Source organism: Pantoea sp. 22096 (assembly GCF_052045955.1).
Lineage (GTDB): Bacteria > Pseudomonadota > Gammaproteobacteria > Enterobacterales > Enterobacteriaceae > Pantoea > Pantoea alfalfae.
The window spans coordinates 1,421,205-1,442,614 of record NZ_JBQEPW010000001.1 but is presented as its reverse complement, the minus strand read 5'-3'; the positions used below and the strand labels follow the sequence as shown (position 1 = coordinate 1,442,614).

General features: G+C 58.5%; 18 protein-coding genes. All 18 read left to right on the top strand.

Annotated features, from left to right (window positions below; translation table 11 throughout):
- Window positions 1-12: 12 nt before the first annotated feature.
- Window positions 13-729, top strand: a complete 717-nt coding sequence (tagF, locus tag ACTJKZ_RS06685; RefSeq protein WP_161736241.1) for a type VI secretion system-associated protein TagF — start codon at window positions 13-15, stop codon at window positions 727-729.
- Between the two features lie 16 nt (window positions 730-745).
- Window positions 746-1,762, top strand: a complete 1,017-nt coding sequence (gene tssA / locus ACTJKZ_RS06680; protein WP_285088438.1) for a type VI secretion system protein TssA — start codon at window positions 746-748, stop codon at window positions 1,760-1,762.
- Between the two features lie 79 nt (window positions 1,763-1,841).
- Entirely contained in the window at window positions 1,842-2,375 is a 534-nt protein-coding gene (tssB, locus tag ACTJKZ_RS06675; RefSeq protein ID WP_013357574.1) for a type VI secretion system contractile sheath small subunit, read from the top strand.
- Window positions 2,372-3,871: a type VI secretion system contractile sheath large subunit gene (gene tssC / locus ACTJKZ_RS06670; protein ID WP_161736243.1), complete on the top strand. Its 1,500-nt coding sequence runs from the start codon at window positions 2,372-2,374 to the stop codon at window positions 3,869-3,871. The genes tssB and tssC overlap by 4 nt, the downstream gene beginning before the upstream one ends.
- Before the next feature lie 545 nt (window positions 3,872-4,416).
- Window positions 4,417-4,899 (top strand): Hcp family type VI secretion system effector, encoded by a 483-nt coding sequence (locus ACTJKZ_RS06665; RefSeq protein ID WP_033779371.1) that lies wholly within the window; start codon window positions 4,417-4,419, stop codon window positions 4,897-4,899.
- Window positions 4,900-5,023: 124 nt separating this feature from the next.
- Window positions 5,024-5,899, top strand: coding sequence for a peptidoglycan-binding protein (locus tag ACTJKZ_RS06660; RefSeq protein WP_253421648.1), 876 nt, complete (start codon window positions 5,024-5,026; stop codon window positions 5,897-5,899).
- 12 nt (window positions 5,900-5,911) lie between these two features.
- On the top strand, window positions 5,912-6,313 hold the full coding sequence (locus ACTJKZ_RS06655; RefSeq protein WP_222924158.1) for a lysozyme inhibitor LprI family protein: 402 nt from the start codon (window positions 5,912-5,914) through the stop codon (window positions 6,311-6,313).
- A 142-nt stretch (window positions 6,314-6,455) separates the two neighbouring features.
- Complete coding sequence (locus ACTJKZ_RS06650) at window positions 6,456-6,854, top strand: lysozyme inhibitor LprI family protein (protein WP_222924157.1); 399 nt, start codon at window positions 6,456-6,458, stop codon at window positions 6,852-6,854.
- A gap of 386 nt (window positions 6,855-7,240) precedes the next feature.
- Window positions 7,241-9,112, top strand: coding sequence for a type VI secretion system-associated FHA domain protein TagH (gene tagH, locus ACTJKZ_RS06645; protein ID WP_440829395.1), 1,872 nt, complete (start codon window positions 7,241-7,243; stop codon window positions 9,110-9,112).
- Window positions 9,109-9,900, top strand: a complete 792-nt coding sequence (locus ACTJKZ_RS06640) for a PP2C family protein-serine/threonine phosphatase (RefSeq protein ID WP_013357582.1) — start codon at window positions 9,109-9,111, stop codon at window positions 9,898-9,900. The genes tagH and ACTJKZ_RS06640 overlap by 4 nt, the downstream gene beginning before the upstream one ends.
- Window positions 9,901-9,910: 10 nt before the next feature.
- Complete coding sequence (locus ACTJKZ_RS06635; RefSeq protein WP_222924155.1) at window positions 9,911-10,888, top strand: hypothetical protein; 978 nt, start codon at window positions 9,911-9,913, stop codon at window positions 10,886-10,888.
- A 16-nt stretch (window positions 10,889-10,904) separates the two neighbouring features.
- Window positions 10,905-11,732, top strand: coding sequence for a type VI secretion system accessory protein TagJ (locus ACTJKZ_RS06630; protein WP_161736252.1), 828 nt, complete (start codon window positions 10,905-10,907; stop codon window positions 11,730-11,732).
- Window positions 11,722-12,297, top strand: a complete 576-nt coding sequence (tssE, locus tag ACTJKZ_RS06625) for a type VI secretion system baseplate subunit TssE (RefSeq protein WP_440829394.1) — start codon at window positions 11,722-11,724, stop codon at window positions 12,295-12,297. Before ACTJKZ_RS06630 ends, tssE begins: the two co-directional genes overlap by 11 nt.
- Window positions 12,298-12,299: 2 nt before the next feature.
- Complete coding sequence (tssF, locus tag ACTJKZ_RS06620; protein ID WP_440829393.1) at window positions 12,300-14,171, top strand: type VI secretion system baseplate subunit TssF; 1,872 nt, start codon at window positions 12,300-12,302, stop codon at window positions 14,169-14,171.
- The gene (gene tssG, locus ACTJKZ_RS06615; RefSeq protein WP_440829392.1) at window positions 14,168-15,214 is read left to right on the top strand and encodes a type VI secretion system baseplate subunit TssG; all 1,047 of its coding nucleotides are present in this window, start codon (window positions 14,168-14,170) and stop codon (window positions 15,212-15,214) included. Before tssF ends, tssG begins: the two co-directional genes overlap by 4 nt.
- 54 nt (window positions 15,215-15,268) lie before the next feature.
- Complete coding sequence (gene tssH / locus ACTJKZ_RS06610) at window positions 15,269-17,878, top strand: type VI secretion system ATPase TssH (RefSeq protein WP_440829391.1); 2,610 nt, start codon at window positions 15,269-15,271, stop codon at window positions 17,876-17,878.
- A gap of 27 nt (window positions 17,879-17,905) precedes the next feature.
- Window positions 17,906-19,408: a serine/threonine protein kinase gene (locus ACTJKZ_RS06605; RefSeq protein WP_440829390.1), complete on the top strand. Its 1,503-nt coding sequence runs from the start codon at window positions 17,906-17,908 to the stop codon at window positions 19,406-19,408.
- A gap of 16 nt (window positions 19,409-19,424) precedes the next feature.
- Window positions 19,425-21,395 (top strand): type VI secretion system Vgr family protein, encoded by a 1,971-nt coding sequence (locus ACTJKZ_RS06600; RefSeq protein ID WP_440829389.1) that lies wholly within the window; start codon window positions 19,425-19,427, stop codon window positions 21,393-21,395.
- Window positions 21,396-21,410 lie beyond the last annotated feature (15 nt).

Below are 21,410 nucleotides of genomic sequence, written 5' to 3'. Positions count from 1 at the left end.
CAGGACCCGACAATGACTCATTACGCTGCACCCTGCTGGTACGGCAAATTGCCCAGCGCCGGTGACTTTGTGAAGCGCCGCTTTCCTGATGTCCTCTATCGCCAATGGTCCAGCTGGTTCCAGGTGGGCCTGCATCACTGGCAGAGCAGTCAGGAGGGGGATAACGCGCCGTCGCGCCCGTTCCTCAACGCGCCGGTCTGGAATTTTGTGGTGCCGCCGATGCTGGGCAGTCAGCTGATCCAGATGGGCTGCCTGATTGCGGCTCGGGACAGCGTGGGACGTAACTACCCGCTCTGCGCGCTGCGTCACTTTACCCCCACCGAGTGGTCGCCGGCCCTGCTGGCACGCTCCGGCGAGTGGTATCAGCAGGTGGGCAATACGCTGCTGCGGGTGGTACAGGGCGGCGGATCGCCGGAGCAGCTGGATCAGGCGCTGATCAGCATTCCACAGCCGCAACCGCCGCAGGAGACGGGCGAGCCGTCAGATATTCTTAACGTTATCGGCCATGGCGACACGCCTTCAACGCTGAACTGGACGCTGCCGGGCGAGAATTTCGACCCGCAGTTCTATACCAGTTTCTGGTGGACCAATCAGAGCGATGGGTTCCCGCTTTATACCCAGGTTCACAGCGGTAACTTCACCGCGCAGCTCTTTTCCTTGCTGTTTGATCCGGCCGGTGGGGCAAAGCCGGGACGAAACGGACTTTATCCCCCGATGTTTGAATCCTGAGGCGACACGCATGACGATGAATACAGAGGCTTTACTGGCTCCGGTCAGTGATGACAATCCCGGCGGCGATAACCTGGAGTACGACGCCGATTTTCAGGCGATGGAGCAGGCCAGTGCCGGTAAAGCGGAACAGCAGTTCGGCAACACCATCATTCCGGCAGAACCCGCCGACTGGAACAAAGTCGAGAAGCTGGCGATAGCGCTGCTGGCCCGCAGCAAAGATTTGCGGGTGATGCTGGCGCTGACCCATGCCTGGACGGAGCTGAAAGGGCTGCCTGGCTATGCCCAGGGGCTGAAGCTGATTGAACAGGCGCTGCTGCTCTACTGGGAACCGCTGTGGCCGCGACTGGAAGAGTATGGCGAACAGGATCCCTTCTACCGTATCAATGCTCTGGCGCTGCTGGGTGACAAGACTGAACTCAGTGGCGCAGTGCGTCAGTGCTGGCTGCTGCGCTATCCGTCCGACGGTATCTCGCTGCGCGATGCCGCTGCCCTGTGCGACGGCAGCAAAACCGAAGTGGCGGACTACCCTGGCGGCCTGCCGCGTCTGATCGACGAACTGGCGCGCGGCGACCAGCCCGGCATTGAGGCCGTGTTGCAGATTCATGAGCGGCTGCAGACCATCTGCGAAACCGTGGCCGAACGGCTGGGCGACGCGGCGGTGCCGGAACTGGCCCTGCTGCGCAGACAGATTGCGCTGATCGCCGAACGCTGCCAGGCCACCGACATCAGCCAGCTGATTCCCACCGCAGCGGCGGAACAACCCGCAGAAGCGGCGGCCCCGGCGGCAGTCGCCACGGCGTCGCGCGCGGCCGCGGACTGGCGTACGGTGCAGATCGGTTCCCGCGCCGATGCCCAGCTGATGCTGGAGAAGGTGAAGCTCTACTTCACTCAGCATGAGCCGAGTCATCCGGCCCCGCTGATGATCGACCGGGTGCAGCGCTTAATCGAGCGCGACTTCCTGGAGATCATCCGCGAACTGGCACCCGATGGCGTGCATCAGCTGGAAACCATTTTCGGACGTCGCGACTAAGCAGGCGTGACCCACTCACACAGCGGGACCTGCGCGCCTGCTGTGGCACATTATCCGCGCATCATTGATGGAGAAAACCATGGCAACAAGCAAATCCAGTGGGCAGAAGTTCATTGCCCGCAATCGCGCGCCTCGCGTTCAGATTGAATATGACGTGGAAATTTATGGCGCGGAACGCAAAATTCAGCTGCCGTTTGTGATGGGCGTGCTGGCGGATCTGGTGGGTAAACCGCTGGAGCCGCAGCCGGGCATCGACGACCGCAAATTCCTTGAAATCGACATCGATAACTTCGATGAGCGCATGAAAGCGCTGAAGCCACGCGCCGCGTTCCAGGTAGACAACACCCTGAATGGTGAAGGCAAGCTGAACATCGATCTTACCTTCGACAGCATGGATGACTTCTCGCCGGATGCCGTGGCCCGCAACGTCGAGCCGCTGAGCAAGCTGCTGGAAGCGCGTACCCAGCTGGCAAACCTGCTGACCTATATGGACGGCAAAAACGGCGCTGAAGAGCTGATTGGTAAGGTGCTGCAGGACCCAACGCTGCTGCAGGCTCTGACCCATCTGCCTAAGCAGGATGAGGCCACTGAAGGTAAGGAGCCGCAGGCATGACGCAGACTTCACAACACCCCCAGTCGCAGGGCGCGGCCAGTTTCAGCCAGGATGAGTTCAGCGCGCTGCTGAACAAAGAGTTCCGGCCGAAAAGCGACCAGGCACGCGCCGCCGTCGAAAGCGCGGTGAAAACCCTGGCGCAGCAGGCGCTGGAGAACACCGTCACCGTCTCCAGCGACGCCTATCGCACCATTCAGGCGCTGATCGCGGAGATCGACGAAAAGCTGTCACAGCAGGTGAACCAGATTATTCACCATCCGGAGTTTCAGTCGCTGGAAAGCGCCTGGCGCGGCCTGAGCTATCTGGTGAACAACACCGAAACGGACGAGATGCTGAAAATCCGCTTTATGAGCATCTCCAAGCAGGAGCTGGGCCGCACCCTGAAGCGCTACAAGGGCGCGGGCTGGGATCAAAGTCCGCTGTTCAAGAAGATCTATGAGCAGGAGTATGGCCAGTTCGGCGGCGAGCCGTTTGGCTGTCTGGTAGGCGACTACTACTTTGACCACAGCCCGCAGGATGTTGAGCTGCTGGGTGAGATGGCGCGCATCGGTTCGGCCGCCCACTGTCCGTTTATCACCGGCACCGCGCCGGAAGTGATGCAGATGGAATCCTGGCAGGAGCTGGCGAATCCGCGCGATCTGACCAAGATTTTCCAGAACACCGAATATGCTGCCTGGCGCAGCCTGCGTGAATCGGAAGATGCACGCTATCTGGGTCTGGTGATGCCGCGTTTCCTGGCGCGTCTGCCTTATGGTATTCGCACTAACCCGGTCGACAGCTTCGATTTCGAAGAGCAGACCGACGGTTCCGATCACGGCAACTACACCTGGAGCAATGCCGCCTACGCCATGGCCGCCAACATCAACCGCTCCTTTAAAGAGTATGGCTGGTGCACGGCCATTCGCGGCGTGGAGTCGGGCGGGGCAGTGGAAAATCTGCCGTGTCACACCTTCCCGAGCGACGACGGCGGCGTGGATATGAAATGTCCGACCGAAATCGCCATCAGCGATCGTCGAGAAGCCGAACTGGCGAAAAACGGCTTTATGCCGCTGGTGCATCGCAAAAACTCTGACTTCGCTGCCTTTATTGGCGCGCAGTCACTGCAGAAGCCGACGGAATATCACGATGCCGATGCCACCGCCAATGCCCGTCTGGCCGCGCGTCTGCCTTATCTGTTCGCCTGCTGCCGCTTCGCGCATTACCTGAAGTGCATCGTGCGTGACAAGATCGGCTCCTTCCGTGAGCGTGATGAAATGGAACGCTGGCTGAACGACTGGGTGATGAACTACGTCGATGGCGATCCGGCTAACTCCTCGCAGGAGACCAAGTCACGCAAGCCGCTGGCGGCTGCCGAGGTGAATGTGGAAGAGCAGGAAGATAACCCAGGCTATTACGCCGCGAAGTTCTTCCTGCGTCCGCACTATCAGCTGGAAGGGCTGACCGTTTCGCTGCGTCTGGTCTCTAAGCTGCCGTCACTGAAAAATGATAATGCGTAAGGGCTGAGTTGCAGTGGTATCAGGCGCGAAAGGGTTTTGCGCCTGATGTCTCACAGAAAGGTTGCTGAGATGAACGTCAGGGAGGATGACAGGATGGTTAAAAAATTAGTTCTGCATTTACTACGTTATTTACTGGTTTTTATTTCAGCCCTGATTTTATCCACCTGCGCAGGTTATTTCATTTTCTTCTGTGACTGGAATGTCACGATGATCAGGAAAATAACTAACGGCATTCTGATTACTCTTTCAGTCACTGTATCGTTAAGTTTTTACTGGGCGGCGGGTAAGCTAAGGAAATTTATTGAGTGCTTGTCTGCTTCCTGAATAACGGGTCAGAACCTCAATTTCTCATTATGAGAATCCAATAAATACATTGCCCGGCCTGGTGCCCGGCAACGCACTATCTGAAATATGGTTTATGACGATATTTCAGAAGAAAGGCAAAGGTAAAATATGGACTGTTTTATTCAGCCCCATGCTTTTCTTTTTGCCATATCCTTGCTTTTTTGAAAGCAATAATCTCAACCAATAAAGAGTGAAAGATAATGGCTATTGATATGTATCTGAAGGTAGACGGCATTACCGGCGAATCTAAAGATTCAAACCACACTGGATGGATCGATATTGACTCCTTTTCCTGGGGTGCCAGTCAGCCAGGCAATATGAGCGTGGGTGGCGGTGGCGGTGCGGGTAAAGTTAATTTCAACGACCTGCACATCAACGCCAAAATCGATAAGGCGGTCACTGCACTGCTGAAAAACTGCGCCAGCGGTAAGCACGTCGCGAAAGTCGAAGTGTCAGTTTGCAAAGCGGGTGGCACCCAAATCGAATACACCCGCATCACGCTGGAAGATGTGCTGGTGACTAACGTTCAGTTTGTGGGTTCTGAACACGACGACACCCTGGGCGTAACTTATGCCTTCCAGGCTTCTAAAGTGAAACAGCAGTACTGGGAGCAGAGTTCTTCCGGTGGTAAAGGCGCAGAAACCAGCGCTGGCTGGGATATCAAAGGCAACAAAGAAGCGTAAGAAGCGATACGCCTCCGTACAGGAGGCGTATCTCTCCTGGCCAGAGAAGCACGCGTCGTCATGCGCATTCTCCAGCCGGTTTACACGGATTCTCTGAATCAACATTATTGTGCGGAGAGAGTAAATGAGTATTTCTGGCTCGGTTGGTGTCGGTGGCCGTAATCAGTACGGCGACGTGAAAACAGTACAACAGTTGTTACAGCGCAATGGATATCCACAACTCCGTGCCGATGGCCGCATGGGACCCAAAACCATTGAGGCGATTAAGCAGTTTCAATCCCGTTTTATGTCTCGCCCGGATGGTGTTGTCGATATCCATGGCAAGACGTGGAATACGCTTTCTAATCCTTCAGGTAGCAATACAATAAACCCTCCGTCTACGCCATCAGAAAATATTAATAATAATTCTGGTCGCCTTACTGTGAGTGCCGGACAGGTTACCTTCGATGCCGAAGGTAATGATAATCCCCATAGTCCTTTTTTTAGCCGGCATATACACTGGCCTGGTGGTAAGTCAGGCGTAACCATTGGCCGGGGTTATGATATGGGAGGAAGAAGTTCAGATGAAGTCTATCTGGATCTTATTCGGGTTGGAGTTGAAGAACAGCAGGCAAGAGCGCTATCTTTAGGTGCTACTAAAAAAGAAACTTCAGCGCAATTATGGGTAAGAAGAAACAAAATAGAGTGCGGTGTAATTACGCGTGAATCGCAGGCCAGGCTTTTTGAAACTATCTATCCTATATATGTAAGTCGGGCCAGATCGGTTTATTTATCAGCGACTGCGGAGAAAGCTGAAAGAACGAGTTGGGATGAATTAAAACCGGCGATAAAAGATATCGTGGTGGATTTGGTTTATCAGGGAGCTGGTTTTAAACTTAACATGCAAGCCGCTATGTATAATGATATTGACAAGCTGGCTGATTTTATTGATAGTTCAAGCTTTCTTCAACAGTATGAGAAAGGCCGTAATCGTGCTCGTTATCTTCGAAGCCGGAAATGAAATGGGAGATGTATGAAAAAGTTGTTATTTATCTCGATGTTAGCAGCTGGTTTTTTTGCGGTGCAGCCTGCTTATGCAACAACGGACTGCTCACAAGGTAATAATGTTCAGGAAGTTTATTCCTGTGCCCAAAAAAACAGAAATGAAACTGAGCTTGATTTAAATAAAGAATATAAACTTGCTAAAGGAAGAGTTGAAACACTTTTTAAAGGTGATGATAAAGAGTTAAGTCAATATATGGATACGTTGACTGAAGCTCAGCGAGCCTGGCTGAAATATCGAGAGAATGACTGTAAGCTGGCATCTTATGCTGCAGATAAGGGAAGTGATTTAAGTAACGCTAACGTCAATATGTGCACTTCAGAACTTAATGAGCAAAGAATTAAAAAACTTAAGTTACTACCTTATCATTGATAGTGAAAGTACTGTTGACAGTGTTGAAATTTGCATGCCGTGAAAAAATTAAGCGTTATATGATTTCTTAAAATTATTTATCAGCCCCGATAAAGTCGGGGTTGATAAAAATTTGGTTTGTATTAAAACGGCTGAAAAAAGTATGAAAAGACTACATGAAGTGGCTTTGATCGCTGTCTCTCTTTGCATAAGCGCTTCAGCATTCGCTGAAGATACCTGTGCAAAACAGCCATCAGACGGTGCATTGTTTCAGTGTACTGTTCAGCAGAAGAAGCTGGCGGAAGATGACCTGAACAAAGCGTACCAGACAGCTAAAAAACGCATTGTACAGATGTACGGCACGCAGAAAAAACTGGCTGATGACTATGTCGCCACGCTGGTGGATACGCAGCGCAGCTGGCTCAGGTATCGTGACGGTCAGTGCAAACTGGAAGCCTTTGCCGCTGAAGAAGGCAGCAATGCGAATGCGGTTGCCACCAGCCTCTGTGTTATCCGCATCGACAAAGAGCGTACTGCTATTCTGAAGCAACTGCCTTACTGATTACGTTGTCGTGCTCAGTCTTTACAGAATGGGCACGACATTAATTATAAAATAACTCCCTGCATTACGCTGTAATCGCGTTTATTAAATTCAGGTAAGTAATATTTTGTTAATTATATTCCTGCGGATTACGCACTGTTGATTTGTATGGAAGCTAAATTCGAGTCTATTTTTATTCTTATCCCATCGTTCATTGGGATTAATTTTTTTCGCAATAATCTTATTTAAAAAAGCTGCCTAACCGCTCTGTTTAAATAGGTAAGTCAGCCCAGCGATAATATAAAAACCCAACCCCACTATTAAAAACTCACCGCTCCCTATACCCCGCGCCTTTCCCCGAGAGGTATGCGGTATAGATGCCGAACCGCTAACCGCAGGAATCCGTTATGCGCTTTACGATAATAACGACTAAACCCGGCCAACAGCCGCCGCAAACTCATTGTGATTTCTTCCCGCCCGGCGGCACCATTGGTCGCGGCGTGGATAACAATCTGGTGCTGCCGGATGACGACCGAACGCTCTCCCGGCTGCAGGCCATTGTGCACATCACTGCGAACGGTGAATGTCGCCTGACTAACCGTGGCAATGTGACGCGCGTGCTGCTCAACGAGATTCCGCTGGAACGCGGTCGTCAGGTTGAGCTGCAGGATGGGGACATACTGGGCATTGATGATTATCAGCTGCTGGTCAGCGATCTCAACAGTGCGCAGCTGCCGCAGGCTGAAAGGGCGGTTTCGCGTCCGGAGCCGGTCCAGCCCACAGCGCCTGCTCGCGAACCGGCAGCGGAAAAAGCGAGCACCACCGCCGCCATCCCCAGCGAAATCTGGGACAGCCTGGCGAAAGAGTTTTCGATTTCTGACGATCTCTCTAAACGCAAAGCGGTGCCGGAGATGCCGGATGCCCATCCGCTGACCGCGCCCGCCATGCCAGACCGCAATCCGGAAGATCCGCTGGCACAGCTGATCAACGATGCGCCGCTGGATTATGGTCAGCAGCCCAAAAACAGCAGCCTGTTTGACGGCGGCGATGCGCTGTTCGCACAGCAGAGCATTTTTGACGACCGCACGCCAAGCACGCTGGCGGCTCAGCAGAACACTACGCCACCGCAGGCTGAAACGCCTGCCGCTGAACTGGATCCACTGAGCCTGTTCGACGGCGAGAACAGTGCGGACGTGCGCAACCATGATGATCCATTAGGACTGATGATGGGGAACGCGGTGCCGCTGGCGCAGCCGGAGCCAGCGAAACCGGCGACGCTGCATGTGCCGCCTCAGCAAGAGGCAAGGCCTGAGCCGGTTGCCGCACGCTCACCTGAGCAGGCCTCCGTCAGCCTGAACGAAATGAATCACTCTCCGCTGTTCAGCGGCGATGAATCACAGATTGACGATCAGGCCTACAGCCCGCCTCACGGCGACGCTCCGCGCCAGACGCTGCTGGCAGATGAGGCGGAGTCTGGACAGACAGACGCCGTGAATCCGCAAAACGACTACGGCGGCATTACGCTGCCGACACCGCAGGCGGTGCAGCGTACTCCTTCTCCGACGCCAAAAGGGCGGCTGCGCATTGATCCGGTTGCCTCGGGTCACCAGCATGCCGCCGCCGTGCAGCCCTCCACCTCCAGCCAGAGCAGCGGCGAGGCCCTGAAAGGCGAACTGCTGGACGCGCTGCTGGAAGGGATGGGCCTGCGTGATCTGCAGCCGACGCCGCAGTTTGACCGTGAGCAGATGCTGCAGTTTGGTCAGATGCTCAGTATGTTCTCGCAGGGTACGGTCGCGCTGCTCTCGTCGCGCTCGATCCTCAAGCGTGGCGTTAAGGCCGACATGACGGTGATCCTCGATGACGCCAACAACCCGTTCAAGCTGCTGCCGTCGGGCAAAACCGTCCTGATGCAGATGTTCGGCAGCCGGATGCCGGGCTTTATGCCACCGCGTCAGGCGGTGCGGGATGCGCTGATCGATTTGCAGGCGCACCAGCTGGGCATGATCGCCGGTATCCGCGCCATCATCGCCTCGATGCTGCAATCGTTTAATCCCGAGCAGCTGGAAGAGGAGGCGCGTCAGGCGGGGTCGGTTTCCCGTATCGGCCTGCCGGGTAGCCGTAAAGCGGCGCTGTGGGAGCATTTTGTTGAGCGCTACGGCGAGACAGCGGGCGAGATCGAAGACGATTTCCACACCCTGTTTGGCGAAGCGTTTCTGCACGCCTATGACCTGGAAGTTAATCAGTACAAAGACTCACAAACCCACACGGATGACGCATGAATATCACTATTGCCTCGACGTCGAACCAGGGCGATCGCGCCAGTAATCAGGATCAGATCGGTGATGTCATCGGTAAGCGCTCCGCCTGCTTTGTGGTGTGCGACGGTGTGGCCGGGTTTCCCGGCGGCGACAGGGCGGCCGCCATCGCCCGCAGCAGCCTGCTGGAAGCGTTTGATGGGGATGCGCATCTCAATGCGCAGTCGATTCGCAACTACGTCAATCACGCGAATCACGCTATCCGGCAGCAGCAGAAAGCCAGCAGCGAGCACAGCCGGATGGGCACCACGCTGGTCAGCCTGTTCATCGACCGCGACTACCATCTTGCCTGCTGGGCCCATGCCGGTGACAGTCGCCTTTATCTGTTCCGCCGCGGCTATCTCTATCTGGTCACCACTGACCACAGCCTGGTACAGCAGATGAAAGATGCCGGACATCGTACCGAAGGCATCAACAGCAATCTGCTCTATTTTGCACTGGGAATGGGTGATGAGCAGCGCGACGCCAGCTACAGCGACGTGGTCGGGATTGAGGATGGCGATGCCTTTCTGCTCTGCACCGATGGTTTCTGGCACGGCGTGACGCTGGAGCAGATGCAGCAGTCACTGCACATGGTGAATACGCCGGAAGAGTGGCTGACGCTGATGCAGCAAATCATCAAAAACGATCAGTCAGATCAGGGGCAGCAGGATAATTTCAGCGCACTGGCCGTCTGGATTGGATCGCCCCAGGACACCACTTTGCTGCACTCGCTCTCTGAAGCGGCGCAGTTCTTCCCTCTGCGAGATTGAGAACGCCAACATGAAATATGGATTACTGGGTCTGGCTGCGCTGCTGCTCAGCACGCACGCTTATGCTGAAAACTATCGCATCGTTCAGTCCCCGGCTCAGAAACTGGATGTCTGGATTGATGACGTCAAAAACAATCAGCTGTCGAGCTGGTGTAACAGCACCATTAACCTGCGCATCGTCACGCTGGGTGAGAAAAACGCGTCGGTGCTGAAAGAGTTTCTGCCACGGGTGGCTGGCCTGATGGCGTCGCAGTGTAAACCGCTGCAGCAGCTGCACTGGCAGCTGACCGATACAGCGGGCAGTGAAATCGCTACTGGCAGTGCCGCCCGGGCGCAGCAGTGGAAGACCGTGGTGACGCCGCCCGCGCCGCCAGCACAGCAACAGCCAGCCACGGCTGCCGTGCCCGCGGACCCATTGGTCAATGCCGCCCAGGCGGATACCTCGCCATGGCTGCAGTTCAGCCTGCTCGACGGCTGCCATTTCCGCACCTGGTGGCAGCATCCGGCGCAGGGCAGCGCAATGTTTGTGCCGGCTAAGCAGGGGCTGGTCTGCGGTTCCGATGGCTGGCTCAGCGGACACAGTCGTCTGACGCAGCAGGGCAACGGCGCACCGGCAACCGTCGGCGTGACCTTCCTGCAGGGCTTCCCGGTGATGGGGCTGAACAGTCAGTCGCCCACCGCCGAACTGCACATCACCACGGTTAATAGCGAGCGCATGGTGCTGAGTAACGAGAAATCCCCGGACAGCTGGCTGGTTCTGCCGTTCAGCAACCGCTTTAACGGCTGGCAGGCGACCCGTCAGGTGGTGGTGCTGATGCCCGCCAGTGAAGCCGCTGATGAGAGTGCTTTGCAGGCACGTCTGCAGGAAGTCCGTAAAGTCTGGTCACCGTGGGTCAGCGGCAATACCACGCTGAGCGTGCAGCTGGTGGAAAAACTGCACCCTGAACTGAAAGATCCCGCCGCTGCGGTTTATCGCACCCTTAACTGACGCAAAAGGAGTTTGCATGGAATCCTTACAACATCATCTTGCGAACGCCACGCTCAGCGAGACGCTGGCTGACGTTACCCGCCAGATTCAGGCCAATCCGGCGAACGCCGATCTACGCGCCGCCTTTGTGCAGCTGCTCTGTCTGGCGGGCAACTGGTCGCGTGCGCAGACGCAGCTGCAATCCTGGCTGGCGTTAAGCCCGCAGGCGCAACCTACCGTCAATCTGTTGCAGCAGGCGATTGCTGGTGAGCTGCAGCGTGACGCCGTGCTGCGTGGCGTGGCACAGCCGGTGCTGCCGGGCAGCGCGTGGCACTGGTGCGATACGCTGCTGGCCGCGTTGCAGGCCGAAACCGCGGGCGATGTCGCGCGCGGCAGCGCACTGCGTGCTGACGCGCTGGAGCGTGCGGCCGCCAATCCCGGCACCGCGACTCAGCAGGATCAGCCGACCGCCTTCAGCTGGCTGATGGATGGTGACAGCCGTTTTGGGCCGGTGTGTGAAGTGATCAATCAGGGCCGTTATTACTGGATCCCGTTCGCCGCCATTCGTGAGATGCAGTTCCAGGCACCCGCCAGCGTCACCGATCTGGTGTGGCGTCATACGCGGGTGCAGCTGGTGGATGGCAGCGAGCAGGTGTGTCAGATCCCGGCGCGCTATCCGCTGCTGGCGGGTGCGGATGAGCGTTTTCTGCGTGCCAGCGTTACCGAATGGCAGCCGCTGAGCGACGACCCGAACCAGTTTATCGGCCAGGGACAAAAAATGTGGCTCAGCGACAGCGCAGAGTTCTCGCTGCTGAGCCTGCAGCAGGTCGCGTTTGATAATACAGAGTCTGCCGATGAGTCATGATTCCGGCGCACACAATGATGGCTATGCCCAGCTGCATGGCGGCTTTCGCGCGCGCAAAAAGCGCGATGCCCTAACCGCCCGCGACAAGCTGCAATCCTCATTGCTGGATCGCCTGACCGACAACGCGCCGGACAGGCAGCAGGAGGCGGAAAACAGCATGCTGATCAGCCACAGCACGCTGCGCCGCCACGTCCTGCGCGATCTGCAGTGGCTGTTCAACACCATTAATAACGAAGCGCAGCAGGAGCTCAGCGGCTTCGGTCAGGTGCAGCGCTCGGTCTGGAACTTCGGCGTTGCGCCGCTGGCCGGGCAGAACGTCTCCGATATCGAATGGCAGGATATGCAGCGCAAAATGACCAACGCCATTCTGCACTTCGAGCCGCGCATTCTGCCGCAGGGACTCCAGGTGCGCTGCGTCAGCGATCTCGGCTCGCTTAGTCTGCACAACGTGCTGTCGATTGAGATCAAAGGGCGGCTCTGGTGCGTGCCTTATCCGCTGGCGTTTCTGTTCCGCACTCAGGTTGATCTGGAGAGCGGCCATTTCGAACTTCAGGATGCAGGGTAATCATGGACAGCAATCTGCTCGACTATTACAACCGTGAACTGGCTTACTTGCGCGAGATGGGGGCGGAGTTCGCGACGCGTTACCCTAAAGTGGCGGGACGTCTCGGCATGCATGGCATCGACGTGGCAGATCCCTACGTCGAGCGACTGATGGAAGGATTCGCCTTCCTGACGTCGCGCGTGCAGCTGAAGATGGATGCGGAGTTTCCGCGCTTCTCGCAGCGTCTGCTGGAGATGATTGCGCCATCCTATCTCTCACCAACCCCGTCAATGGCGATCGCTCAGCTGACGCCGGACAGCCGCAAGGGTGACATCACCCAGGGCTTTCGCGTGCCGCGCGGCACCATGATGGAGAGCCAGAACCTGAAAAAAACCGGGGTGACCTGCAGCTACACTACCGCGCACGATGTGATACTGCATCCGCTGCGCATCAGCGAAGTCACTCTCGGCGGCGTGCCCGGCGATCTGCCCTCCGGCGAACTTAAATTGGGTGGTCTGGGGGCGGTCAGTGCGCTGCGTATCCGCATCACGTGTGAAGGGATCTCCTCGCTCAGTCAGCTCAGTGTGGATGACCTGATGCTGTTTCTCAGCGGCCCGGATATCCAGGCGCTGAAACTGCTGGAGCTGCTGATGCAGCACCGGGTGGGCATCGTGCTGCAGTCCGCAGAGCAGCGGCCACAGCGTCAGGTGCTGACGGATGAGGCCCTGCAGCAGGAGGGCTTTGCGCCGGAGCAGGCGCTGCTGCCAGACGATCTGCGCAACTTCGACGGTTATCGTCTGTTGCAGGAATATTTCGCCTTTCCGGCACGTTTCCAGTTTATCAGCCTGAGTCAGCTCGGCCCGTTCCTGCGCCGCTGTGACAACGCCACCGCATTCGACATCATCATCCTGCTCGACAAAGCGGACAGCGCGCTGGAAAGCGTGGTCGATAGCACACATCTGGCGCTGCACTGCACGCCGGTTATCAATCTGTTCCCGAAAACCGCCGAGCGCCTGAAGGTCAGCGACAGCCAGCATGAATATCATCTGGTGGTGGATAACATCCGGCCACTGGATTACGAAGTGCATTCGGTGCAGCGGCTGTTCGCCACCGTAGAAGGCCAGCGGGAAGAGCAGGTTTTCCGTCCGTTCTGGAGCACCTTCAGCGGTGACCAGGGTGACTACGGCGCTTACTTCTCGCTGCGCCGCGAACAGCGCACCCTGTCTGAGCAGGCGCAGCGCTACGGCACGCGCACCGGTTACATCGGTTCCGAAGTGTTTCTGTCGCTGGTGGATGAACATCACGCGCCGTGGCGCGATGACGTGCGCTATCTCTCCGCCGACGTGATGTGCACCAGTCGCGATCTGCCGCTGATGCTGCAGCAGGATCAGGGTAACTTCGTGATGCCGGACTCTATTCCGGTATCGGAGCTGAAGCTGTGCAAAGGGCCGACGCCGCCACGTCCGGCGCTGGCCGAGGGCCTTTCTGCCTGGCGGCTGATCAGCCATCTGCAGATGAACTACCTCAGCCTGATGGACAGCAGCGACGGGGAAGGCGCGGCCGCCCTGCGCCAGTTGCTGAGCCTCTACGCCAACCTCGCGGAAGCGCCGGTTGCCCGCCAGATTGACGGTATCCGCCATTGTACGCTCAGCGCGGTCAACCGCCGCGTGCCGGAGCCGGGTCCGGTGGTGTTTGCGCGCGGCGTCAGCATCACGCTGGAAGTGGATGAGCAGGCGTTTTCGGGTGCCAGCCCGTGGCTGTTCGGCAGCGTACTGGAGCGGGTCTGTGGCCGCCTCGTGGCGCTCAACAGCTTCACGGAGTTCACCCTTAACAGCCAGCAGCGCGGCGAAGTGGGCTACTGGCCGCCGCGCATGGGCAGGAAAGCGCTGATATGAGTGGCGAAAAAGTGATTTCGCTGCCGCGGCTGACCCGACTGCCGGATGATTTCTGGCAAAAAGTGATGGCCGCGCCGTGGCGCTACGATCTGTTCCAGCTGCTGCGGCGGCTGGATGCGCAGGGCGGTCAGCGCTATCCGCTGGGCCGTGCGCCGCTGCCGAAGTTCGAATCGGTACGCATCGGTCAGACGCCATCACTGGCGTTTGCGCCCGCCACCGTCGCCAGCGCCATGCCACGTGAGGAGGCGGGACGCCATGAGCTGTCGATCTACAGCTTTGGTTTGTTTGGCCCCAATGGCCCGCTGCCGACCCATCTGACCGAATATGTGCATGAACGTATCGTGCATCATCAGGATCACAGCCTGTCGGCGTTTGCTGACCTGTTTCACCATCGCGCTACGCTGCTTTTTTATCGTGCCTGGGCCGATGCGCAGCCGACCGTATCGCTGGATCGCCCCGACGACAGTCGCTTCCTGAACTATCTCGCCTGCCTGGCGGGCATCGGTTTACCGGCCCAGCAGCAGGCCAGCTCGCTCAGCCTTCATGCCCGACTGATGCTGGTGGGTCACCTCAGCCGCCACGGCCACGATGCCGAAGGGCTGGTGCGCATTCTGCGCCACTACTTTGGCGTGCCGGTCCGGCTGACGCAGAACCTGCCGCACTGGCTGACGCTGGACAGTCGCGATCAGGCCCGGCTGGGCGCGGGACGTCACATGCCCCGGCTGGGCGCTTCTGCATTTCTCGGCGTGGCGGTGCGCGACGTGCAGCACCGTTTTCGCCTGCACCTGGGCCCGCTCAGCGCCGCGCAGTATGCCCGTTTTCTGCCGGATGCCCCCGGCGCGCAGGAAGTGCGCGACTGGGTGCGTCACTACCTCGGCATCGAAATGCAGTGGGATCTCAGCCTGATCCTGGCCGCTGACGAGGTGCAGGGCGTGGCACTGGGCGGCATTGCCCGACTTGGTTACACCAGCTGGCTGGGGCAGATGCCGCAGCCGCAGGATCGAGAAGATTTTATGTTTGAGGTTGAGGCGGCTTCGCGCTAGCCCAGCCGCTTTCCCTGTTACACAGCCTGCGTCTTTCATTGAAGAGAGCCCCCTATGTCAGAAATCAGCCGTGCCGTGCTATTCGGCAAACTGGATACGCTGTTATTTACCTCGCTGGAAAGCGCCACCGCCTTTTGCAAACTGCGCGGCAATCCCTATGTCGAGCTGGTGCACTGGCTGCATCAGCTGATGCAGCAGCAGGATGGCGACTTACAGCAGGTCATCACACATTTTTCACTGGATGAAAAGGCCCTGACTCAGGACATCGTTGCCGCGCTGGATCGTCTGCCGCGCGGTGCCAGTGCGGTCTCCGACCTCTCTGAGCATATCGACAGCGCCGTCGAGCGGGCGTGGGTTTACGCCTCGCTCAAATATGGTGCGACCCGCATTCGCGGCGGCCATCTGCTGATCGGCATGCTGAAAACCTTCAACCTGGCCAGCGTGCTGAAGGGCATCTCCGGCCAGTTCAGCCGCGTCAACGCCGATGCGCTGCTGGCGGAGTTCGACACGCTGCTTAGCAACAGCAAAGAAGCCCAGCAGGCGCTGAGCGCACCGGCGGATGCCGCTGGCGCACCCCCTGCGGCCGGTAGCAGCACGCTGGAGCAGTACGGGCAGGACCTCACTGCGCGCGCGCGTGAAGGCCGCATCGATCCAGTGACCGGGCGTGACGATGAGATCCGCCAGATGGTCGATATCCTGATGCGTCGTCGCCAGAACAACCCGCTGCTGACCGGTGAAGCGGGCGTCGGCAAAACCGCGGTGGTCGAGGGCCTTGCGCTGCGTATCGCGGCGGGCGATGTCCCTGCGCCGCTGCGCGATGTGCAGCTCTGGCTGCTGGATATCGGCCTGCTGCAGGCGGGTGCCGGGATGAAAGGGGAGTTTGAAGCGCGACTGCAGGCGCTGATCAATGAGGTGCAGTCCAGCCCGACGCCGATTGTGCTGTTTGTGGATGAGATCCACACCCTGGTCGGCGCAGGTGGTCAGCAGGGCACAGGCGATGCCGCCAACCTGCTGAAACCGGCGCTGGCGCGCGGCCAGCTGCGCACCATCGGCGCGACCACCTGGGCCGAATACAAAAAGTACATCGAGAAAGATCCGGCGCTGACCCGTCGCTTCCAGACCGTGCAGGTGCAGGAGCCGGATGAAGCCAAAGCGATTCTGATGCTGCGCAGCACCGTCAGCGCGCTGGAGAAACACCATCGCGTGCTGCTGCTGGATGATGCGGTCAGTGCGGCGGTGAAACTGTCGCATCGCTATATTCCGGCGCGCCAGCTGCCGGACAAAGCCGTGGCGCTGCTGGATACCGCCTGCGCCCGCGTGGCGGTCAGCCAGGGCGCGCAGCCTGCGGCGCTGGAAGATTGCCTGCACCGTCTGGCGGCGCTGGAGATTGAAGCGGAGATCATTGACCGCGAAATCCGGGTGGGTCTGGGCGATGTGACCCGACAGCAGGCGATTACCGCAGAGCGAACGGGGCTGGAAGCCGAACGCGATGCGCTGCAACAGCGCTGGCTGCAGGAGCGCGAACTGGTCGAGACGCTGATTGCGCTGCGCGCCCGCTGTGTGACCGAAGAGGATGCGGCGCTGCGTGAACAGCGTGATGCAACGCAGCAGCAACTCACTGCGCTGCAGGGCGACACGCCGCTGCTCTTTGCCGCCGTCGATGCGGGCGTGGTCGCCGCCGTGGTCTCTGACTGGACCGGTATTCCGCTGGGCCGGATGGTGAAGAATGAGATCGACGCCGTGCTGAACCTGGCTGACACTCTGAACCAGCGCGTTATCGGACAGCGTCACGGTCTGGAGCTGATCGCGAAACGGGTTCGCACCACGCGCGCGCGCCTCGACAACCCCAACAAGCCCGCGGGCGTCTTTATGCTGTGCGGCCCTTCCGGCGTCGGCAAAACCGAGACCGCGCTGGCGCTGGCCGAGTCGCTGTATGGCGGCGAGCAGAACATCATCACCATTAACATGAGCGAGTTTCAGGAGGCGCACACCGTCTCGACGCTGAAAGGTGCCCCGCCGGGCTACGTCGGCTACGGCGAAGGTGGCGTGCTGACCGAAGCCGTACGACGTCGTCCCTATAGCGTGGTGCTACTGGATGAGATTGAGAAAGCGCATCCGGATGTGCATGAGCTGTTCTTCCAGGTGTTTGACAAAGGCTGGATGGAGGATGGCGAAGGCCGCCACATCGATTTCCGCAACACCATCATCATTCTGACCTCAAACGTCGGTACGCAGTTAATCAGCGCGATGTGCGCCGATCCTGAGCTGATGCCTGATCCCGATGCCCTGAGCACCGCGCTGCGTAAGCCGCTGCTGGAGGTGTTCCCGCCTGCGCTGCTGGGCCGTCTGCTGGTGGTGCCGTATTACCCGCTCAGCGATGACATGCTGGCGGAGATTGTGCGACTGCAGCTGGCGCGCATTGTGCGTCGTCTGGCCGACAACCACGGCATTGAGGCGCAGATCGACGAGTCGGTAGTGAGCCAGATCGTCCAGCGTTGCACCGAAGTCGAGTCGGGCGGTCGCATGGTCGATGCCATCCTTACCAACACGCTGTTGCCGCAGATGAGCCAGATACTGCTGAGCGCCCATGCCCGCGATGAACGCTATCGCCGCGTTGAGGTGCGTTGTGAGCAGGGCGAATTTGTCTGCCAGTTCGCTGTTTAAAGCCCAGTCATCAGAGAGTTTTCGAATATGTCGGAACATGATCAACCCCTGAATGTCCCCAACGCCCTGCCGCTGGGTTACCGCTTCAATGAGTTTGAAATCAAAGAGGTCATCGGCGGTGGCGGCTTTGGCATCGTCTATCGCGCCTGGGATCACCAGCTTGAGCGCGATATCGCCATCAAAGAGTTTATGCCCGCTTCGCTGGCGGTGCGCAGCGATGACCTCAATCTGGTGCTGCGCAGTGAGCGCTTCAGCAAAACCTTTCACGCCGGACTGAACAGCTTTATCCAGGAGGCGCGGCTGCTGGCGCGCTTTAACCATCCGAACCTGCTGCACGTGCTGCGTTTCTGGGTGCAGAACGACACCGCCTACATGGGCACGGTGTTCTACAGCGGCACCACGCTCTCGAACTTCCGCGAACGTCATCCGCAGTCGGTGAATGAGGCGTGGATCCGTCGCATGCTGCCGCCGCTGCTGGGGGCGATTAAAACCATCCATGAAGCGGGCTATCTGCATCGCGATATCTCGCTGGATAACATCCAGATCCAGAGTAGCGGCGAGCCGATCCTGCTGGACTTCGGGTCGGCCCGTAAAACCATCGGCAACCTGTCGGATGAGAGCGAGACCATGCTGCGTCCCGGCTATGCGCCGATTGAGCAGTACAGCGATAACGATGAGAGCGAGCAGGGCGCATGGACTGATATCTACGCGCTGGGCGCGGTGCTGCACACGCTGATTACCGGTGCGCCGCCGCCGGTCAGCGTGGTGCGCAGCATCGAAGATAACTACCAGCCGCTGGTGCAGCGTCGTCTGGCGGGCTACTCCACCGCGCTGCTCAGCGCCGTCGATCACGCGCTGGCGCTGAAACCGGAAGACCGTCCGCAGAGCATTGATGATTTTGCGGTGCTGATGGCGCTGCCGGAGCGCGAGCCTGAACCGCTGCTCAGCGCAAAAATGAGCGGGCCGGGCACCATGCTGGTGCCGATTGAAGAAGAAGAGGTCGTCACACCCGCCTCGCCGCTGAAAACGCTGCTGGGGCATCGCTTTGCACTGCCGGGTCTGGTGGCCGCAGGCGTGCTGGTCGGCCTGTGCGCCGGTCTGCTGATGTCGCGTGGTGAGGACCAGACGGCGCAGGCTGAGACCGCGCAAAACAGCGCGCCTGCCGCCACCGTCGCGCCGGTTAATCAGCCGGTGGCTGCGCCACCGACGCAGGCTGAGACCCCACCGGATACCGTTGCCAGCGCCCCGGCTCAGACTGCTGAGCCTGCGCAGACCGCCGCACGTGAACCCGATCCTCAACCGGCACCGCCACCCGCGCCGGTCGCCCAGGTCTATATCCGTCTGCAGCAGGGTGAACGCGTTCAGGTCAACGGTCAGCCGCAGGCGCTGGTCCCTGCGGTGAATGGCTTCGCCACGCTGCAGCTGGCACCGGGTAACTACACCTTTGCCATCAGTGGCCAGAGTGGCACCCGCCAGCAGATGCTGACCATCAGCGAAGAAGGCGTCTGGTTGCTCGATCCACACAGTTAATAGTCAGGGATTACTTATGTTCTCACGCATTACTGCACAGCTGCCGGCGGACGGCCTGCTGTTCCATACGCTCACGGGCAGCGAGACGCTGTCCCGTCCGTTTGTGCTCACTGCCGAACTGCTGGCCACCGACGCGCGCATCGACCGCCATGCCCTGCTGGGCAAGCCGGTCACCTTTTCGCTGCCGACCGATGGCCTGATGAGCGCGCTGAGTCCGCGCTACCTCAACGGCAAAATCACCCGGATAGCGGTGCGCAGCCAAGAGCTGAGCGGCACGCGCTACGCGGTCTACCAGCTGACGGTCGAGCCGGACCTGTGGCCGATGAAGCGTGACCGCAACCTGCGTATCTTCCAGAGCCAGACGGTGCCGCAGATTGTGCAGACGCTGCTGAAGGAGTACGCGGTCAACGTTGAGACGCGCCTGGCGGGTAACTACCGGGTGTGGGAGTACTGCGTGCAGTATCAGGAGAGCAGCCTGGACTTTATCAGCCGCCTGATGGAGCTGGAGGGGATTTACTACTTCTTCCGCCATGAGGCGGACAAACACACGCTGGTGCTGTGCGACGCGCCGGACCAGCATCAGGCGTTTCCGGGCTATGAGACCATCGCCTATCACGTCACCCAGTCCGGCGGCGTGGTCACGGAAGAGGGCATCAGTCAGTGGTCGCTGGCGGAGAGCGTGACGCCGGGCATCTACAGCACCGACGACTACGACTTCCGCAAGCCGAACGCGTGGATGCTGCAGGCGCGGCAGAACCCGGCGTCGCCGGTGCCGGGCTCGGTGGACGTCTACGACTGGCCGGGTCACTTTGTCGACCACAGCCACGGCGAGTCCTACGCGCGCATCCGTCAGGAGGTGTGGCAGGCCGAGCACCACAGCGTCAGCGGGTCGGGCACCGCCACCGGCATCGCGCCTGGCTTCACCTTCGCCATCATCAACGCGCCGCACTTCAGCGACAACGGCGAGTATCTGGTGACCTCGGCGACCTATGACTTCGCCGAGAACAGTTACGCCAGCGGCGACACCGGCGAGAGCCGTCACAACATCCATTTCACGGTGCTGCCGTCGTCGGTGACGTACCGCACGCCGCCGGAGACGCCGTGGCCGAAAACGCACGGTCCGCAGACCGCGAAGGTGGTCGGGCCGAAAGGCGAATCGATCTGGACCGACCGCTACGGCCGGGTGAAGGTGAAGTTTCACTGGGACCGGCTGGCGAAGGGCGACGACACCAGCTCCTGCTGGGTGCGCGTCTCCAGCGCATGGGCGGGTCAGGGCTTCGGCGGGGTGCAGATCCCGCGTGTTAACGACGAAGTGGTGGTGGACTTCATCAACGGCGATCCGGATCGCCCGCTGATCATCGGCCGCGTGTATAACGAGGCGAGCATGCCGCCGTGGGCGCTGCCGGCAGCGGCGACGCAGATGGGTTTTCTGAGCCGTAGTAAAGATGGACACAAAGATAATGCCAACGCTCTCAGGTTTGAGGATAAAGCAGGACATGAACAGATCTGGATTCATGCTGAAAAAAATATGGATACAGAGATTGAACATAGTGAGACACATGACGTCGGCGTTGACCGTAAAAAAACTATCGGACAGGATGAGCATGTCACGGTTAAGCGTAACCGGGATGTCAATACAGGGGTAAATTCAACCAGTAATACAGGAAGTCAGCACAAAATAAACGTCGGTAAAAATCAGACTGTGCTAACCATGGACAAAGAGGGTAACGCTCTGCTGGAAGCGACAGCCTCTATTAAACTAAAAGTGAATGAGAATTATATTCTCATTACACCCTCGAGCATTGAAATTATCGTCTCTGAGGGAGCGCTTAAGGCAGAAAGTATTACTGAAGCCTCCTTCAAAGGCACGCAAATTACGAAGCTGGGTGGAGGAATAAATTCCGAACTTAAAGCGAATGACACGATAAATATCAGTGGAACTAACCTGACGGATATTAAAGGTGCTGTGGTTAAAGTTAATAGCTGATTTCTTATTAAGGAA

What these genes read in the sequence shown, in the direction of transcription:
- tagF (WP_161736241.1), top strand. Translation starts at nt 13, where the DNA reads ATGACTCATTACGCTGCACCCTGCTGGTACGGCAAATTGCCCAGCGCC.
- tssA (WP_285088438.1), top strand. Translation starts at nt 746, where the DNA reads ATGAATACAGAGGCTTTACTGGCTCCGGTCAGTGATGACAATCCCGGC.
- tssB (WP_013357574.1), top strand. Translation starts at nt 1,842, where the DNA reads ATGGCAACAAGCAAATCCAGTGGGCAGAAGTTCATTGCCCGCAATCGC.
- tssC (WP_161736243.1), top strand. Translation starts at nt 2,372, where the DNA reads ATGACGCAGACTTCACAACACCCCCAGTCGCAGGGCGCGGCCAGTTTC.
- ACTJKZ_RS06665 (WP_033779371.1), top strand. Translation starts at nt 4,417, where the DNA reads ATGGCTATTGATATGTATCTGAAGGTAGACGGCATTACCGGCGAATCT.
- ACTJKZ_RS06660 (WP_253421648.1), top strand. Translation starts at nt 5,024, where the DNA reads ATGAGTATTTCTGGCTCGGTTGGTGTCGGTGGCCGTAATCAGTACGGC.
- ACTJKZ_RS06655 (WP_222924158.1), top strand. Translation starts at nt 5,912, where the DNA reads ATGAAAAAGTTGTTATTTATCTCGATGTTAGCAGCTGGTTTTTTTGCG.
- ACTJKZ_RS06650 (WP_222924157.1), top strand. Translation starts at nt 6,456, where the DNA reads ATGAAAAGACTACATGAAGTGGCTTTGATCGCTGTCTCTCTTTGCATA.
- tagH (WP_440829395.1), top strand. Translation starts at nt 7,241, where the DNA reads ATGCGCTTTACGATAATAACGACTAAACCCGGCCAACAGCCGCCGCAA.
- ACTJKZ_RS06640 (WP_013357582.1), top strand. Translation starts at nt 9,109, where the DNA reads ATGAATATCACTATTGCCTCGACGTCGAACCAGGGCGATCGCGCCAGT.
- ACTJKZ_RS06635 (WP_222924155.1), top strand. Translation starts at nt 9,911, where the DNA reads ATGAAATATGGATTACTGGGTCTGGCTGCGCTGCTGCTCAGCACGCAC.
- ACTJKZ_RS06630 (WP_161736252.1), top strand. Translation starts at nt 10,905, where the DNA reads ATGGAATCCTTACAACATCATCTTGCGAACGCCACGCTCAGCGAGACG.
- tssE (WP_440829394.1), top strand. Translation starts at nt 11,722, where the DNA reads ATGAGTCATGATTCCGGCGCACACAATGATGGCTATGCCCAGCTGCAT.
- tssF (WP_440829393.1), top strand. Translation starts at nt 12,300, where the DNA reads ATGGACAGCAATCTGCTCGACTATTACAACCGTGAACTGGCTTACTTG.
- tssG (WP_440829392.1), top strand. Translation starts at nt 14,168, where the DNA reads ATGAGTGGCGAAAAAGTGATTTCGCTGCCGCGGCTGACCCGACTGCCG.
- tssH (WP_440829391.1), top strand. Translation starts at nt 15,269, where the DNA reads ATGTCAGAAATCAGCCGTGCCGTGCTATTCGGCAAACTGGATACGCTG.
- ACTJKZ_RS06605 (WP_440829390.1), top strand. Translation starts at nt 17,906, where the DNA reads ATGTCGGAACATGATCAACCCCTGAATGTCCCCAACGCCCTGCCGCTG.
- ACTJKZ_RS06600 (WP_440829389.1), top strand. Translation starts at nt 19,425, where the DNA reads ATGTTCTCACGCATTACTGCACAGCTGCCGGCGGACGGCCTGCTGTTC.